Below are 13,461 nucleotides of genomic sequence, written 5' to 3' on the forward strand. Positions count from 1 at the left end.
ATTATGAGACATAAAAAAATTATGATTCAAGGAACCGGATCTTCTACAGGAAAAAGTGTCATCGTAGCTGGTTTAGCCAGGATTTTTTATAAAGATGGTAATAAAGTAGCACCCTATAAATCCCAGAATATGGCTCTTAACTCATATATTGACAGAGATGGATTAGAGATGGGCCGGGCTCAAGTCGTACAGGCAGAGGCATGCAATACTCCTCCCCGGGCATATATGAATCCCATCTTAATGAAACCAAATTCCGATAATGATTCACAGATAATCATCGAAGGGATCCCCCATAAAAATATGGATGCCAAGGAATATTTTAAAAATACCGATTTTTTTAAGTCTATTGCTTTAAAAAACTATAAGATCATTGAGACTAATTACGATATAGGGGTTTTAGAGGGTGGCGGTTCTCCTGCCGAAATGAACCTTAGAGATGTAGACTTAGTCAACATGGGGATGGCAGAGTTAATCGACTCTCCCGTTATCCTTGTGGGAGATATCGAGAGGGGAGGAGTTTTTGCTTCCCTCTATGGTACTATCCTGATGCTGGATGAAAAAGACAGGAGAAGGATAAAGGGCTTGATCATCAATAAATTCAGAGGTGATATAGATCTTCTCATGCCGGGAATAGAAGACCTCACTGACAGACTCCTAAAAGCCGGGATAGATATACCTGTTTTAGGAGTTATCCCCTGGGTCCCTTTAAATATTGAGGAAGAGGATATCCTTACCAAGAAATTCGGTGAAAAACAAGGGAAAAATGACTTAAATATTGCAGTAATCAGACTGGATAAGATGTCAAATTATACAGATTTTGATGCCCTTTCATATTACAAAGACGTCAGCCTTAACTTTACCCTCTCAAAATCCGAGATTTGTGAAGCCGATATCATCATCATCCCCGGGAGTAAAAATACGATACAGGATCTCATTAAATTAAAACAATTAGGTATCGACAAAACTATCATTGAACAGAGTAAGAAAGGCAGGATCATAGTTGGAATTTGCGGAGGTTACCAGATTTTAGGCCAGGAAATTTTAGACCCATACATGATTGAATCCAAAGATAAAGTCATAGAGGGATTAGGACTTTTAGATATTACCACTACCATGGAGAAAGAAAAACAGACATTCCAAACCACTGAAAAAATCACTCACAACACAGGACTTTTGAAGGGATGTGACAATTGTAAGGTTTCCGGGTATGAGATCCATCAAGGGGTTACCCAGTCAAAGGAAAATTCTATTTTTGAAAATAAACCAAATTTAGGTGTTTTAAAAGATAATATTTTTGCCACCTATATCCATGGAGTTTTTGATAATTCAATATTTACCCGGACTTTTATAAATAACATCAGGATTTCTAAGGGGTTAGAACCTATAGATGATTATTTTGATTTTGAAAAATTTAAGGTGGATGAATACGATAGGTGGGAAGAAACTTTACGTAATTCATTGGATATAGATAAAATATATGAAATATTAGGAGAAAGTTCCAATGAAATCTAAATTTTTTATAATTTCAGTCCTGCTTCATATTATAGTTTTTATTGTATTTTCACAAATTTTTGTTAACAGCCTGAAAAACGGAGAAAATTCTCCCAATATCAATGTTAATTTAACCATGTCTGCCCCAGGAAACAGCAATAAAACCCTGGCTAAGATGACTACTGAAAAAGAAAAGAGTGCAGATAAAAACACGAAACAGATAAAAAAGAAAATAAATCCTAAGAAAGAGAACATCCCTAAAAAACAAGTAGTTCAAAAAAAGATCATAAAGGCAGAACCAAAAATAGTTCAATCAAAAAAAACTAAACCTGAAAAAATAATAAAACCCATGGATCCCGGTTACACTGAATCAGATAAAAATAGCGAAATCGAGGCAGTTCAAAAAACAGCTGCAGATGACGCTGTTTTAGGAAATCAGGAAAATGATAAAAATTTAATAAAGATTCAAAACGGGCAATATGCTCTTAAGAATCAAAAAGTTTCCGGAATCAATATTGTTATTCACAAAGAAATTCCTCCCAGCTATCCAGATCTTGCTCTCAAGATGGGATATGAAAAGGAAACTCTTGTGAAAGTTAAATTTTTAGTAGATAAAAAAGGCAGAGTAGAAGATATCAAATTTTATACAAGTTCCAAATACGGTTTTGAAGATGAGGTAAAAAAAGCCCTAAAACAATGGGTTTTTGAGCCTGTTGTCTACCAGGATAAACCTATGCCAATCTATTTTTATAAGGTATTTCATTTTGTTTCCAAGAGTTAAGAATAATTTATTAAATAAAATTTTTATTGACATTTATTTTTTTTAGGTGTATCATACTAAAAAATCATACAGGAGGAGAGCCAAATGTTTAACAGATCATTTTCAATTTTTATTACAGTTCATCATCATCATCATAGATAAGGATTTGTATTATGATTTAATCATAGTTACAGATCCATGTTGTTTTTCAAAAAAACTTGGTTTTGTATCTATGATGATTTAAACGTTAAACTCACACTGTTGTTTAGCCATCTAGATATTCTAGATGGCTTTTTTATTTTCCGGAGATAAAATGATAACAGCAAAACAAACTTAAGGAGGATTTATTTATGAAAAAAATTTTTATAACATTAATTTTAATATTAGCTGGTGTACAATCTTTTGCTTTTTCAAGTGAAAAGGGAAATACTTTAAAAAAAATAAAAAAAGACGGATATTTTACTGTGGGGTTAGATGATACCTTTGCCCCTATGGGATTCAGGGGAGAAAATGGCGATATAGTAGGATTCGATATAGATTTAGCCAAGGAAGCCGCCAATAGAATGGGAGTTGAAGCCAGGTTTAAACCCTGTGATTGGGATGGTATCATCTTCGAACTCAGAAGTAAAAAAATAGACATGGTTTGGAATGGAATGACTATCACCCAGGGCAGAAAGAAACAGATCGCATTTTCAAAATCTTATTTTGACGGGGAACAAATCATTGTTACTAAAAGCGGCAGTAATATCAAAGGGATCTCGGATCTTTCAGGAAAGACCATTGGTTTACAGATGGGAAGTTCTTCCTACTTTGCTTTAGAAAAAAATCCGGTATATCCAGACGTGAAAGACGTAAAAAAATACAGTTCCAATGTAGAAGCACTTTTAGACTTAGAAGCAGGAAGAACCCAGGCTGTAATAATTGATTCCATGGTGGGTAAATATTATATTGCTAAAAAAGAAAAAAAGGAAAACAGAGACATCTTTACAGTTGTCAATGATCCGCTGGCTGTTGAATATACAGGTATCGGGATGAGAAGGGAAGACAATGCCCTCATCACCGAGATAAACAGAATTTTAGACGAGATGCAAAAAGACGGAACATACAATAAGATCTATGAAAAATGGTTCGGAGGGAGAGGTTAAATTATGACTGACAGCATCTACTACATAGCAAAAGGACTGGATATTACCATGAGACTTTATCTCATTACAGTATTATTTTCAATTCCCTTGGGACTCCTCCTTGCACTGGGGGAACTTTCTAAAGTTTCACCGGTAAAGAAGTTTGTAACTTTCTATACTTGGATATTCAGGGGCACACCGCTCCTTTTACAGCTCTTCTTCATGTACTACGGCCTGCCGGTAATGGGGATAACTCTTCCCCCCCTAACTGCTGCCAGTATCACCTTCATCATCAATTATTCTGCCTATCTCTGTGAAATATTTCGTGGGAGTATACAGGGAATAGACAGAGGTCAGTATGAAGCTGCAAAGGTATTGGGAATGGGATACCGACAGACTATGATGAGAATAATCCTGCCTCAGGCTCTTAGGACTGCACTGCCTCCCCTTTCCAATGAAGCCATAGCACTTATCAAAGACACATCTCTGGTTTCGGTCATAGGTACAGCTGAAATCTTAAGAAATTCAAGGGAACTGGTAACAAGGGATTTTTCCATAACTCCCTTCTTTATCTGTGGTATTTTCTACCTTATTCTTTCTACTTTAATCCTGCTGGTCTTTAAAAATTTGGAAAAAAGGATGGCGATTTCATGTCAATAAAAATAAAAAATCTTAACAAATCATTTGGAAATTTAAATATCCTAAAAGATGTCTCTTTGGATATCAACAAGGGAGAAATTATTTCTATTATAGGTCCCTCAGGCAGCGGAAAATCTACTCTTTTAAGATGCTTTATAGATTTAGAAAAAATAGACTCGGGAACCCTTGAAGTTTTTAGATCACCCCTTGTGTGTGATAAAAGAAACCCCGGGAAAAAGGAGAAGACCGAGATTTTAAAAAAGATGGGGATGGTATTTCAATCCTTTAATCTTTTCCCGCACAAAACAGCTCTCGAAAATGTCATGGAACCTCTCATAGTTGTAGATAAGGTCAAAAAAGAAGCCGCTTTAAAAAAAGCCATGGAGATTTTAACCATGGTAGGTCTGGAGGACAGGATGAATAATTATCCTCAGGCTCTTTCCGGGGGACAGCAGCAAAGAGTAGCTATCGCCAGGGTTCTTGCCAGAAATCCCAAAATACTTCTTTTTGATGAACCTACATCTGCCCTTGATCCGGAGATGGTAAAGGAGGTTCTTACAGTAATAGAATCCCTTAGAGATACTGGAATAACCATGGTCATAGTCAGCCATGAGATGAAATTTGTAAAACAAGTTTCAGACAGGGTAGTTTTTATGGACTGCGGAACTATCCTCAGCTGCGATACTCCTGACAAAATATTTAATTCTGCTGAGAATGAAAGGATCAGTAAATTTTTAAATAATTTTTAAAGGGTTATAAAAAAGCTAAGAAAATAGCCTTATAGAGATTTTAGTCCCTATAAGGCTATTTTCTTAATTCCTGCTATTACAGATTACTTAATATTTACTTTTTCCTCATCCCTATGCTTATCCAAATATTCATTTTGTACTATATCGATTACAGTCAGCATTTTTTGTTGGACAAAATCATATCCTGTATCCTTCATGTGTGTGATTATACAATTACTGCAATCTTTTATCCCATGAGTGTATTTGAAATTACCGCCACATTCCTCTCCTAACATATATAATGGACAGTAACAGAATAAACAGTTAAATTTACTCTCATCAGCTACTGTATGACATGGAAAATACTCACATTTCTTATTTTGCACAAATTTAAAATTTGCCACCTTTATCCCCCCAATGTGCTTCGCACAAATTTATAATTTATAACGGAAAGAGAAAAAGTTAGTTTTTAATTTTACCCATTATCTCTATTGTTCCCTTATAATTTATAATACCATTATCTAGAGATAGTTGTATAGGGTATATTTCTACTCCCATGGAGATTGCTTTATAAAAATATTCATTAAATTTTGGGTCTGTCTCATACCTGGGTCTAAAACTATCTGAATTCCTAAAAACCAGCAAAATTACCGCTGCCCTGTCTCCACCTTCCTTTAGTTCAATGAGCTCCTTCAGGTGTTTAACAGCTCTCTCACTGGGAGCATCTGGAAACATAGCCACTCTGTCTTCGGCAAGTGAAACACCCTTTACTTCTACCCATATTTTTCTGCCATCTTTTTCTAAAAGATAATCCAGTCTGGATTTGCCATATTTTACTTCAGCCTTCAATTTATCTATCTTTCCCAAGGGAGATATTTCAAAGTCATTCAACAGGTTTTCCGATATATATCGGTGAAAACTTGAGTTTATAAGGATATCTTCCCCATCAGAGGCCCTCCCGCTAATCATATCCCATTTTGTTTTTCTATTGGGATTAGTTGCACGTCTGAGTTTTACCCTGTTCCCTTCGTAGAGGAGTTCCTTTATCCTCCCTGAATCATGGACATGAACAATTTCTTCAGAACCACTATCTAATCGTACATGGGCAATAAATCTATTGGGTCTTTCTAAAAATACTCCCTCTTCATCTATTTGTATTTCATATAACTTTTTAATCTTCTCCACCTCTCATTACTATTTACTATTTGTATATAGGAAACTTCTCGCACAGGATCTTTACCTCTTCCTTTACAGCGATCAATCTTCTTTCATCTCCTATAGACTCCAGAGCATAATCTATATAACCGGCGATCTTTCTCATCTCCGCCTCCTTCATCCCACGAGTGGTTATGGCTGGTGTTCCTATCCTTATTCCGCTGGTTATAAATGGTTTCTCCACATCGTAGGGAATCGCATTTTTATTTACAGTTATCCCGGCCATTTCCAGCACTTCCTCTGCCGCCTTTCCAGTAATATTTTTAGGAGACAGGTCCACCAACATCAGGTGATTGTCTGTTCCTCCGCTGACTATCCTGTATCCCTTTTCTTCCAAACTTCGAGCTAAAACTTCAGCATTTTTTATCACCTGCTTTTGGTAGCTTACAAACTCTTCACTTAACGCCTCCTTCAAAGAAACGGCCTTTCCTGCTATAGTATGCATCAATGGTCCCCCTTGAATCCCAGGGAAAACAGATTTATCTATTTTTTTAGCAATCTCTTCATCATCTGTCATGATCATCCCGCCACGTGGTCCTCTGAGAGTTTTATGGGTGGTTGTAGTAGTCACATGAGCATATGGTATAGGGCTTATATGACAGTCTGCAGCTACCAGCCCTGCTATATGAGCCATATCTACCATTAAATACGCTCCTACCTCATCTGCTACCTCTCTAAATTTTTTAAAATCTATTGTTCTTGAGTATGCACTTGCCCCTGCTATGATTAATTTAGGTTTAGCTGCGTGGGCAACCTGTCTCAGATCATCATAATCTATCATCTCTGTTTTTTTATCTACACGATAAAATACTGCATTGTAATCCTGACCTGAAAAATTAACATTTTTTCCATGGGTTAAATGTCCTCCGTGATCCAATCTCATCCCTAAGATAGTATCACCTATATTGATAAGAGCCTTGTATACAGCCATGTTAGCCTGGGAACCGGAGTGCGGCTGTACATTTACATATTTTACTCCAAATAGTTTAGCTGCTCTGGATATAGCCAATTTTTCCACTATATCCACACATTGGCAGCCACCGTAATACCTTTTTCCCGAATACCCTTCAGCATATTTATTGGTCATCACACTTCCATTGGCTTCCATGACAGCTTTGGACACTAAATTTTCTGATGCAATTAATTCTATTCCGTCTTCCTCCCTCTTTTCCTCTTTTTTTATAGCATCATATACTTCTTCATCTATTTCTTTTAAATATTTCATCCTTCTCCTCCTCTTCTCAAATTTATTTTTATAATAAAATTATACAACATTTTTTTTTTAATACAAAAAAAGTCGTGGTTTCCCACAACTTAATTTTTGTTTATTTGAACGTCTATAGTAGTTGTTTTCCCTGCTCCACGATTTGCCATATACAGATCCTTCGCTTTTAAATAATCTTCCTTGGATATATACTTTCTCACGTCTATTTGAGTTTTCAGCTGATTTTTTTTCATATTTGCATTTATCTGGCCAATCTCATCAAAAAGTTTATTTATTTTAAACCAGTTTTTTTCCGGATCATCTATCAATAATTTATTTATTTCCAACTCTTTCTGGTCCAATTCGATGAGCATTATCTTATGTTTTTTTAGTGCCGTACTCAAAATAGTCTTTGCATTTTCTATATTTTCATCACTTATTCCAATTGTTGACAGTTCCTTTTCCATATTGCTTATAGACATATTTGCATAGGAGAACATCGATCCTAGTAGCATCAACCCCAGTATTATATACCTTCTCATTTAATTTTCCTCCCTACATCTTAAAATCACTTACAAAAAAATCTTCCTCTTTAACATTTGACAGCTTCCTGCCCTTTAATAAACCATCATCTAAAAGGTCCATTTCTACTGCGTTTTTCACCTCTAAATATTTAGGCAGATCATTTCTGCTCGTTACTGTTTTTACAATACCCTGACTTGCCCTGACATTTTGCGGCTGACTAATATCTCTCACTTGATAAAGCGCCGAAGTAGATACTATTCCCACAATAAATAGTGAAAGTCCGATAGCACTGTTTCTTTTATTTTTATGCTTTTCTTCCTCTAATAAAGTTTTATATATATTTACCTTTACCCTTGCCTTTATATCTCCATTTAATTTTTCTCTAAAATCATCCATTATAATCCCCCCATCTCCTTCAAGCCTTTATAGTAGATCGATTTTACTGTTGAGAGTTTCATATCTTTTATCTTGCCTATCTCCCTAAGTTTATAGCCGTATATATCCTTCATAAGTATTATTTCCCTTTCCCTCTCAGATATTAGTTGTAACTTTTCCTCTAACACTATTTTTGTAGTTACATCTTCATTGTCTTCTATACTCAGCACCTCTTCATTGAGCTCAAATGTTTCCTTTCTTCTCCTAAAAAAATCATAGGTTTTATTAATAGCTATCCGATATACCCATGTATATACCCCGCTGTCATTCCTAAATTTTTTCAAATTTTTATAGACAGTTAAGAATACATCTTGGGCTATATCCTCAGCATCTTCCTTGTTTTTTACCATTCCCAGTATTTTATTGTAGATCCTACTAAAATACGTCTCAAATATTTCATCAAAATTCATAATTTCATTCTCCTATACTACTTTGACGCAACAAACTCATAAAAAGTTTATTTTTTCTCCTCAATATAAGAGAAAATAATTTTTTTCTTACTATTTTTATTCATTTCTAATTTAAATTTAATTATTCTGTTGGAAATTTTTTCATATTTTTCTTGAGATCTTAGTTTAGTCCAAATTTCCGGCAGCTGATCATAGTTTATTTCCAAACTTATTTTTTCCTTACCATTATTTTTTATTTCAATCTCAATCTCTTTTTTTACCAGATTATTCCCTAAAGAATAACTGTTTTTTATTTTTTTCTCCACTATAACTTTAAAATTTTTGTTTAATCTCAAATCATACTTCTCTCCCCTGGGAATAAATCCCAGATTTGAATCTCCTACAAAAATTTTACCATCCCACACATATATTCTTCCCATGGGAATAGTTGTATCACCTATATTTTTCACCTCTATTATCCTGGTTGGATTTTTAGAGTATTCCCTGGTCCAGTATACATATTTCTGAACCAAGTTTACTTTCTTTGTCTCTAATTTTATGTTTTTTTCACTGTTTTTTTTCAAGTTAAGTCTGTCTTTTAAGTTGTATTCTATCCTGTCGTTAGATTCCCCTATGAAGATATTATCCGCCATTTCTGTCATTACAGATTTCATCCCATAGACCCTTGGAGTCGGAAGTTCAGCTATGATTTTTACACCTGCATCTTCCAGATCCATCCCTGTATTGTTATAGACCTTTCCCCATGTTTCTAACTTCATCTTATCTATATCCAGTTTATGAGATATATTTAGATTTATTCCTCCCGTTATATAGGATATAGTCAATTTTTTATACGGATTCCCCACATTCATAATCAGTTTATTCTCAGTTTTTATCTCTGTATCACCTAATTTAATATCAGGGTCATTTAAGATATAGACCTCCCCTGTTTTTATATCTTTCCCAACCAGATTTTTCCCAAAATCAAGGAGTACCAGGTCATAGGTCTTCCCATTTTTTTCAGCCCGAATAATCTTCCCCAGATAAGATTTCAATATGGTGTTGGAGTCTGCATTTTTTTCTAATTCCACTCCTTTGAGATCTCCCCCTGTCAAATTAATAGAACTGATATCTATATTTTTAGAGACTCCCCCGTAGGTTATCCTGTCTTTATCTCCATCATCTTTTAACTCCAGAGATTCATTGACAACTACCTTGTTAGGATATATTGTGATCTCCCTGTCCCTGGTATTTTCAACCCTGTAGGCAAATAAATTTATAGAACACAATAAAAATAAAACTGTCTTTTTCATAACTTCCCTCCTGCCTCTGTTAGATCAGCACTGTCCCCCTTTAGTTTCACAACAGAATCTTTTTCTATAACAATCCTGGCATTGGACCTCTGCTCCATATCGTTATTATTACCAGACCCTCCTACACTTACACCAATACTTATATAACTTCTGGGATTCCAGCTCACTACATACTCCCCTGGAACCAGATAGTATTCATGGCCTAAATTAACCACATCTCCACTTATAAACACCCTCTCAGCTCTTCCTTCAAATCTTATCTTTACAGCACCATCAAAATCTTGGTTTTTTAATATTTTTCCCTCTTTTTTTTCTGCAGAACTGCATCCTGCTATGGTCAATAACGTCACTATTATAAATATAATTTTTTTCATATGGACCTCCTGTTTACACCAAGATCACAAAGATTTTTTCTTGGTTTTAACCGAAGTTTATAGTCGTTGAGCTTTGGCAATAGTGTTTCTACAATGACGATTGTGACTTACCCAGCGCAAACTATTCTCGCTTCGGTTTCTCTTTGACATCGTAATTTTCTTATAACTATAAGAAAATTTCGTACTCGTCAATCGAGAAAACATAAGAAGGAAGAGTTCGAACTTTAGAACCCATTCCTTGTTGTCGTTTGCCCTTTCGCAAATGGTAAACTATCGTAAGAGCTTCGAAGTATAGCCTCGGTTTCTCTTTGACATCGTAATTTTCTTACAACTATAAGAAAATTTCGTACTCGTCAATCGGTTCATATTTAAAATTAAGTTTAAATTACACTTAATTTTAATAATCGTGGAATCTCCATAGAAAGGAAGAGTCTTAGTTTTCCATATCTTCCTCTATGAGCTTTTTCAGCTCTTCTAAAATTTCATCCTCTTTGACTGTCTTTATTACTTTTCCTTTTTTAAAAAGTACTCCTACACCATTTCCGCCAGCCACACCATAGTCGGCTTCACGAGCTTCACCGGGACCGTTTACCACACATCCCATAACTGCTATCTTGATCTGTTTTCCATAGTCAGAAAACTTTTTCTCCACTTTTTTAGTCAGTCCTATCAGATCAATCTCGGTTCTCCCGCAGGTCGGGCAGGAGATGATCTCCGTTCCTGCCTCTCCTATACCCAACACTTTCAAGATCTCCCTGGCTACACCTATCTCCTCTGTGGGATCTTCTGTCAAGGATACCCGGATAGTATCTCCTATTCCATCTATTAAAAGACTTCCTATCCCTATGGCTGATTTTATACTTCCCTGAAAATAAGTTCCTGCCTCAGTCACTCCCAGATGTAATGGATAATCTATCTTCTCCGCTATTATTTGATAGGCTTTCCTCATTATCTTTACATTACTTGCTTTGAGAGATATTATTATATTTTCAAATTCGTATTTTTCAAGCAGATTTATATGGTACATCCCACTTTCTACCAGAGCCTCAGGTGTTACTTTCCCGTATTTTTTTAAGATCTCTTTTTCCAGAGATCCGCCGTTTACCCCTATCCTGATAGGTATATTATACTCTTTGGCTTTATCCACTACTTCTTTTACCCTTTCGTCAGATCCTATATTTCCCGGGTTTATACGGAGCTTATCTATCCCGTTTTCTATCGCCAGCAACGCTAATTTATAGTCAAAATGAATATCTGCCACCAGGGGAATACTGATTTGTTTTTTTATCTCCTTTATGGCCTCTGCCGCTGCTATATTATTTACAGTCACCCTTACCAGCTGACATCCTAAACTTTCCAGCTTTTTTATCTGGGCTACTGTTTTTTTTACATCTGCTGTATTTGTATTTGTCATAGACTGGATAATTACATCTTCACTTCCGCCTATATAGATATCTCCTACCTTTATTCTTTTAGTATTTTTCATCTTCTTTCACTCCCAATTTTGACAGTAATTCTACCATCTTTTTATCTTTATTCTCCCGGGCTATCCCCATAGGTGTATCCCCATAGGATGAATAATTTTTATCCCCGCCTATTTTTATTATATCTTCCACTGCACCATAATATGAATTGGATATACTTCGAAGGTATACCTCTCCCAGTACATTTTCTCCATCTTTATTTTTATAGTATAAATTTAAATTTTTAGTCAAAAACATCCTGATAGTATCCTCATCATATGCATAGTATACAGCCGAATTTCTCCTGTCATCTGTTATGTTGATATCGGCACCATTTGCTATGAGCAGCTTTACTACCTCTTTATTCCTCTTGGAAGCTGCCCACATCAATGGAGTCCACCGGCTTTTATCTGCTGTATCCGGATCGGCACCCTCTAAGATCAATTTTTCAACATAACTAGTAGGTTTTTCTTTAATAAAATTTATAATTAAAGGCACTCCCAGGTTATTTATATAATTTATATCTGCCCCTGCTTCTACCAGGATATCCAAAGCCTTTTTGGTCTTTACAAAATCGACAGCTCTTTTATTAGGATCATAGGATGTCGTATTCATTTTTTTTTGAGGAGGAGTTTCTGCCTCTAAATCCACACCATGGGAGATGATCACCTTCAAACTTTTAAGACTGTTGTTTTTAACTATCTTCATTAGGAGGGTTTCCCCATCTTCCCCTATATAGTTGGGATTAAATCCATTTTCTAAAAATAGTTTTAAACTCATGGCATCATCTAAGTCTATACTCTGCTCTACCATGGAATACGGTATTTCTATCTTATCCACCTTTATAGTTTTTTCTTTTTCCATACCACTGCAGGATAGCAGGAGTGTTCCCAGTATTATGGTTATCAATATTTTTTTCATAAAACCTCCAATATAAATAATTTGAAACCCCTGTCTCAAGATTCTTAGATTATACAATAATCTTTAGAAGCCTTGATGATACCCTTGCGGGTAGAACTTTTTTTCTCTTGAAACCTTTTTTTGTCACGAATTACACAAAGGGTATATAAGAGTATTAAAAAAAATTGCTACAGCACAGGAGCTTTGTCTTTGTCGCAGATTACACAGATTTACTCAGATTTTTAGAACCTTTCCCTGCCACCAATCTACACTAATTAAAGAATTAATGCTATTACACAGAAGTTTTTAGTATAATCCATAGAACGCGGATCTCTATCGAGACTACCCGATATGGGCATCACCAATATCTCTAAAGTTTATTCTATAAACTAAGAATATTGCGAACACAGAAAATACTCTGATTTTCACAGATTAAAACACTTTTTTCTTGGTTATAACCTCTCTTTGGTTCTGACTTTAATCCCTTTTTCTAGATGTTTCTCTACTTCACAGTAAACATCTTGCGAGTTTCGTCGTACCCATTATGCCCGTCAGGAATCCCACTAAGAAAGGGGGATCCATGGTCTCACCCCTATAACATCATTTAGAAAAAGTCTGCTTTTCTTTGGTTCGTTTCTTTTTCAGAAAAAAAGCAAATGAACCCGTATCAAAGGCGGAAACTTTGGAACCTATTTTGTTCCGAATTATATAATCATCCTAATTACTTTAAAATCTATTCTAATTGTACATTAGAAATTGTAAATTGTAAATTGTATAAAAAAAAGCTAACGCTTCTTCAACCCCCAGCCCCCATCTTGGGGGTTTTTTGGTATAATAACTATTATGACTACTATTACACTTAAAGATATTCTTACCAACGACAACCTAAAAGCTTTTTTTA

Annotated in this window: 15 protein-coding genes; 5 read left to right on the forward strand and 10 right to left on the reverse strand. The window is 35.3% G+C overall.

Going from position 1 to position 13,461, the window contains the following annotated elements; translation table 11 throughout:
• Positions 1-3: 3 nt before the first annotated feature.
• The 5 genes from DYH56_RS02225 to DYH56_RS02245 all read left to right on the forward strand — a co-directional run bounded on the left by DYH56_RS02225 (position 4) and on the right by DYH56_RS02245 (position 4,763).
• Positions 4-1,512, forward strand: coding sequence for a cobyric acid synthase (locus DYH56_RS02225; RefSeq protein WP_114641215.1), 1,509 nt, complete (start codon positions 4-6; stop codon positions 1,510-1,512).
• Positions 1,502-2,272 carry an energy transducer TonB gene (locus DYH56_RS02230; RefSeq protein WP_114641216.1) on the forward strand — a complete coding sequence of 257 codons (771 nt, stop codon included), beginning with the start codon at positions 1,502-1,504 and terminating at the stop codon, positions 2,270-2,272. The genes DYH56_RS02225 and DYH56_RS02230 overlap by 11 nt, the downstream gene beginning before the upstream one ends.
• 329 nt (positions 2,273-2,601) lie before the next feature.
• Positions 2,602-3,396, forward strand: coding sequence for an amino acid ABC transporter substrate-binding protein (locus DYH56_RS02235; protein WP_114641217.1), 795 nt, complete (start codon positions 2,602-2,604; stop codon positions 3,394-3,396).
• A gap of 3 nt (positions 3,397-3,399) precedes the next feature.
• The gene (locus DYH56_RS02240; protein WP_114641218.1) at positions 3,400-4,035 is read left to right on the forward strand and encodes an amino acid ABC transporter permease; all 636 of its coding nucleotides are present in this window, start codon (positions 3,400-3,402) and stop codon (positions 4,033-4,035) included.
• Positions 4,026-4,763, forward strand: coding sequence for an amino acid ABC transporter ATP-binding protein (locus DYH56_RS02245; protein ID WP_114641219.1), 738 nt, complete (start codon positions 4,026-4,028; stop codon positions 4,761-4,763). The genes DYH56_RS02240 and DYH56_RS02245 overlap by 10 nt, the downstream gene beginning before the upstream one ends.
• A gap of 83 nt (positions 4,764-4,846) precedes the next feature.
• Here the strand turns inward: DYH56_RS02245 and DYH56_RS02250 are convergent, their stop codons facing one another.
• The 10 genes from DYH56_RS02250 to DYH56_RS02295 form a co-directional block, all read right to left on the reverse strand.
• Complete coding sequence (locus tag DYH56_RS02250; protein WP_114641220.1) at positions 4,847-5,146, reverse strand: cysteine-rich small domain-containing protein; 300 nt, start codon at positions 5,144-5,146, stop codon at positions 4,847-4,849.
• 58 nt (positions 5,147-5,204) lie between these two features.
• A complete protein-coding gene (gene sfsA / locus DYH56_RS02255) occupies positions 5,205-5,927 on the reverse strand; it encodes a DNA/RNA nuclease SfsA (RefSeq protein ID WP_114641221.1) in 723 nt (240 codons plus the stop codon).
• Between the two features lie 16 nt (positions 5,928-5,943).
• Positions 5,944-7,182, reverse strand: a complete 1,239-nt coding sequence (glyA, locus tag DYH56_RS02260; protein ID WP_114641222.1) for a serine hydroxymethyltransferase — start codon at positions 7,180-7,182, stop codon at positions 5,944-5,946.
• An 89-nt stretch (positions 7,183-7,271) separates the two neighbouring features.
• A complete protein-coding gene (locus DYH56_RS02265; RefSeq protein ID WP_114641223.1) occupies positions 7,272-7,703 on the reverse strand; it encodes a hypothetical protein in 432 nt (143 codons plus the stop codon).
• Positions 7,704-7,716: 13 nt separating this feature from the next.
• Entirely contained in the window at positions 7,717-8,082 is a 366-nt protein-coding gene (locus tag DYH56_RS02270; protein ID WP_114641224.1) for a hypothetical protein, read from the reverse strand.
• Entirely contained in the window at positions 8,082-8,531 is a 450-nt protein-coding gene (locus tag DYH56_RS02275; protein WP_114641225.1) for an RNA polymerase sigma factor, read from the reverse strand. Before DYH56_RS02275 ends, DYH56_RS02270 begins: the two co-directional genes overlap by 1 nt.
• 47 nt (positions 8,532-8,578) lie before the next feature.
• Positions 8,579-9,823 carry a hypothetical protein gene (locus tag DYH56_RS02280; RefSeq protein WP_114641226.1) on the reverse strand — a complete coding sequence of 415 codons (1,245 nt, stop codon included), beginning with the start codon at positions 9,821-9,823 and terminating at the stop codon, positions 8,579-8,581.
• Positions 9,820-10,197, reverse strand: coding sequence for a membrane lipoprotein lipid attachment site-containing protein (locus tag DYH56_RS02285; RefSeq protein WP_114641227.1), 378 nt, complete (start codon positions 10,195-10,197; stop codon positions 9,820-9,822). The genes DYH56_RS02280 and DYH56_RS02285 overlap by 4 nt, the downstream gene beginning before the upstream one ends.
• 433 nt (positions 10,198-10,630) lie before the next feature.
• Complete coding sequence (gene ispG / locus DYH56_RS02290; RefSeq protein WP_114641228.1) at positions 10,631-11,683, reverse strand: flavodoxin-dependent (E)-4-hydroxy-3-methylbut-2-enyl-diphosphate synthase; 1,053 nt, start codon at positions 11,681-11,683, stop codon at positions 10,631-10,633.
• Entirely contained in the window at positions 11,670-12,581 is a 912-nt protein-coding gene (locus DYH56_RS02295; RefSeq protein WP_114641229.1) for an ankyrin repeat domain-containing protein, read from the reverse strand. The genes ispG and DYH56_RS02295 overlap by 14 nt, the downstream gene beginning before the upstream one ends.
• Positions 12,582-13,461 lie beyond the last annotated feature (880 nt).

This window comes from Psychrilyobacter piezotolerans (assembly GCF_003391055.1).
In the GTDB taxonomy this organism is placed as follows: Bacteria; Fusobacteriota; Fusobacteriia; order Fusobacteriales; family Fusobacteriaceae; genus Psychrilyobacter; species Psychrilyobacter piezotolerans.

Bases quoted from the DNA above. Each gene is read 5' to 3' on its own strand.
- DYH56_RS02225 (WP_114641215.1), top strand. From the start codon at position 4: ATGAGACATAAAAAAATTATGATTCAAGGAACCGGATCTTCTACAGGA.
- DYH56_RS02230 (WP_114641216.1), top strand. From the start codon at position 1,502: ATGAAATCTAAATTTTTTATAATTTCAGTCCTGCTTCATATTATAGTT.
- DYH56_RS02235 (WP_114641217.1), top strand. From the start codon at position 2,602: ATGAAAAAAATTTTTATAACATTAATTTTAATATTAGCTGGTGTACAA.
- DYH56_RS02240 (WP_114641218.1), top strand. From the start codon at position 3,400: ATGACTGACAGCATCTACTACATAGCAAAAGGACTGGATATTACCATG.
- DYH56_RS02245 (WP_114641219.1), top strand. From the start codon at position 4,026: ATGTCAATAAAAATAAAAAATCTTAACAAATCATTTGGAAATTTAAAT.
- glyA (WP_114641222.1), bottom strand. From the start codon at position 7,182: ATGAAATATTTAAAAGAAATAGATGAAGAAGTATATGATGCTATAAAA.
- DYH56_RS02265 (WP_114641223.1), bottom strand. From the start codon at position 7,703: ATGAGAAGGTATATAATACTGGGGTTGATGCTACTAGGATCGATGTTC.
- DYH56_RS02270 (WP_114641224.1), bottom strand. From the start codon at position 8,082: ATGGATGATTTTAGAGAAAAATTAAATGGAGATATAAAGGCAAGGGTA.
- DYH56_RS02275 (WP_114641225.1), bottom strand. From the start codon at position 8,531: ATGAATTTTGATGAAATATTTGAGACGTATTTTAGTAGGATCTACAAT.
- DYH56_RS02280 (WP_114641226.1), bottom strand. From the start codon at position 9,823: ATGAAAAAGACAGTTTTATTTTTATTGTGTTCTATAAATTTATTTGCC.
- DYH56_RS02285 (WP_114641227.1), bottom strand. From the start codon at position 10,197: ATGAAAAAAATTATATTTATAATAGTGACGTTATTGACCATAGCAGGA.
- ispG (WP_114641228.1), bottom strand. From the start codon at position 11,683: ATGAAAAATACTAAAAGAATAAAGGTAGGAGATATCTATATAGGCGGA.
- DYH56_RS02295 (WP_114641229.1), bottom strand. From the start codon at position 12,581: ATGAAAAAAATATTGATAACCATAATACTGGGAACACTCCTGCTATCC.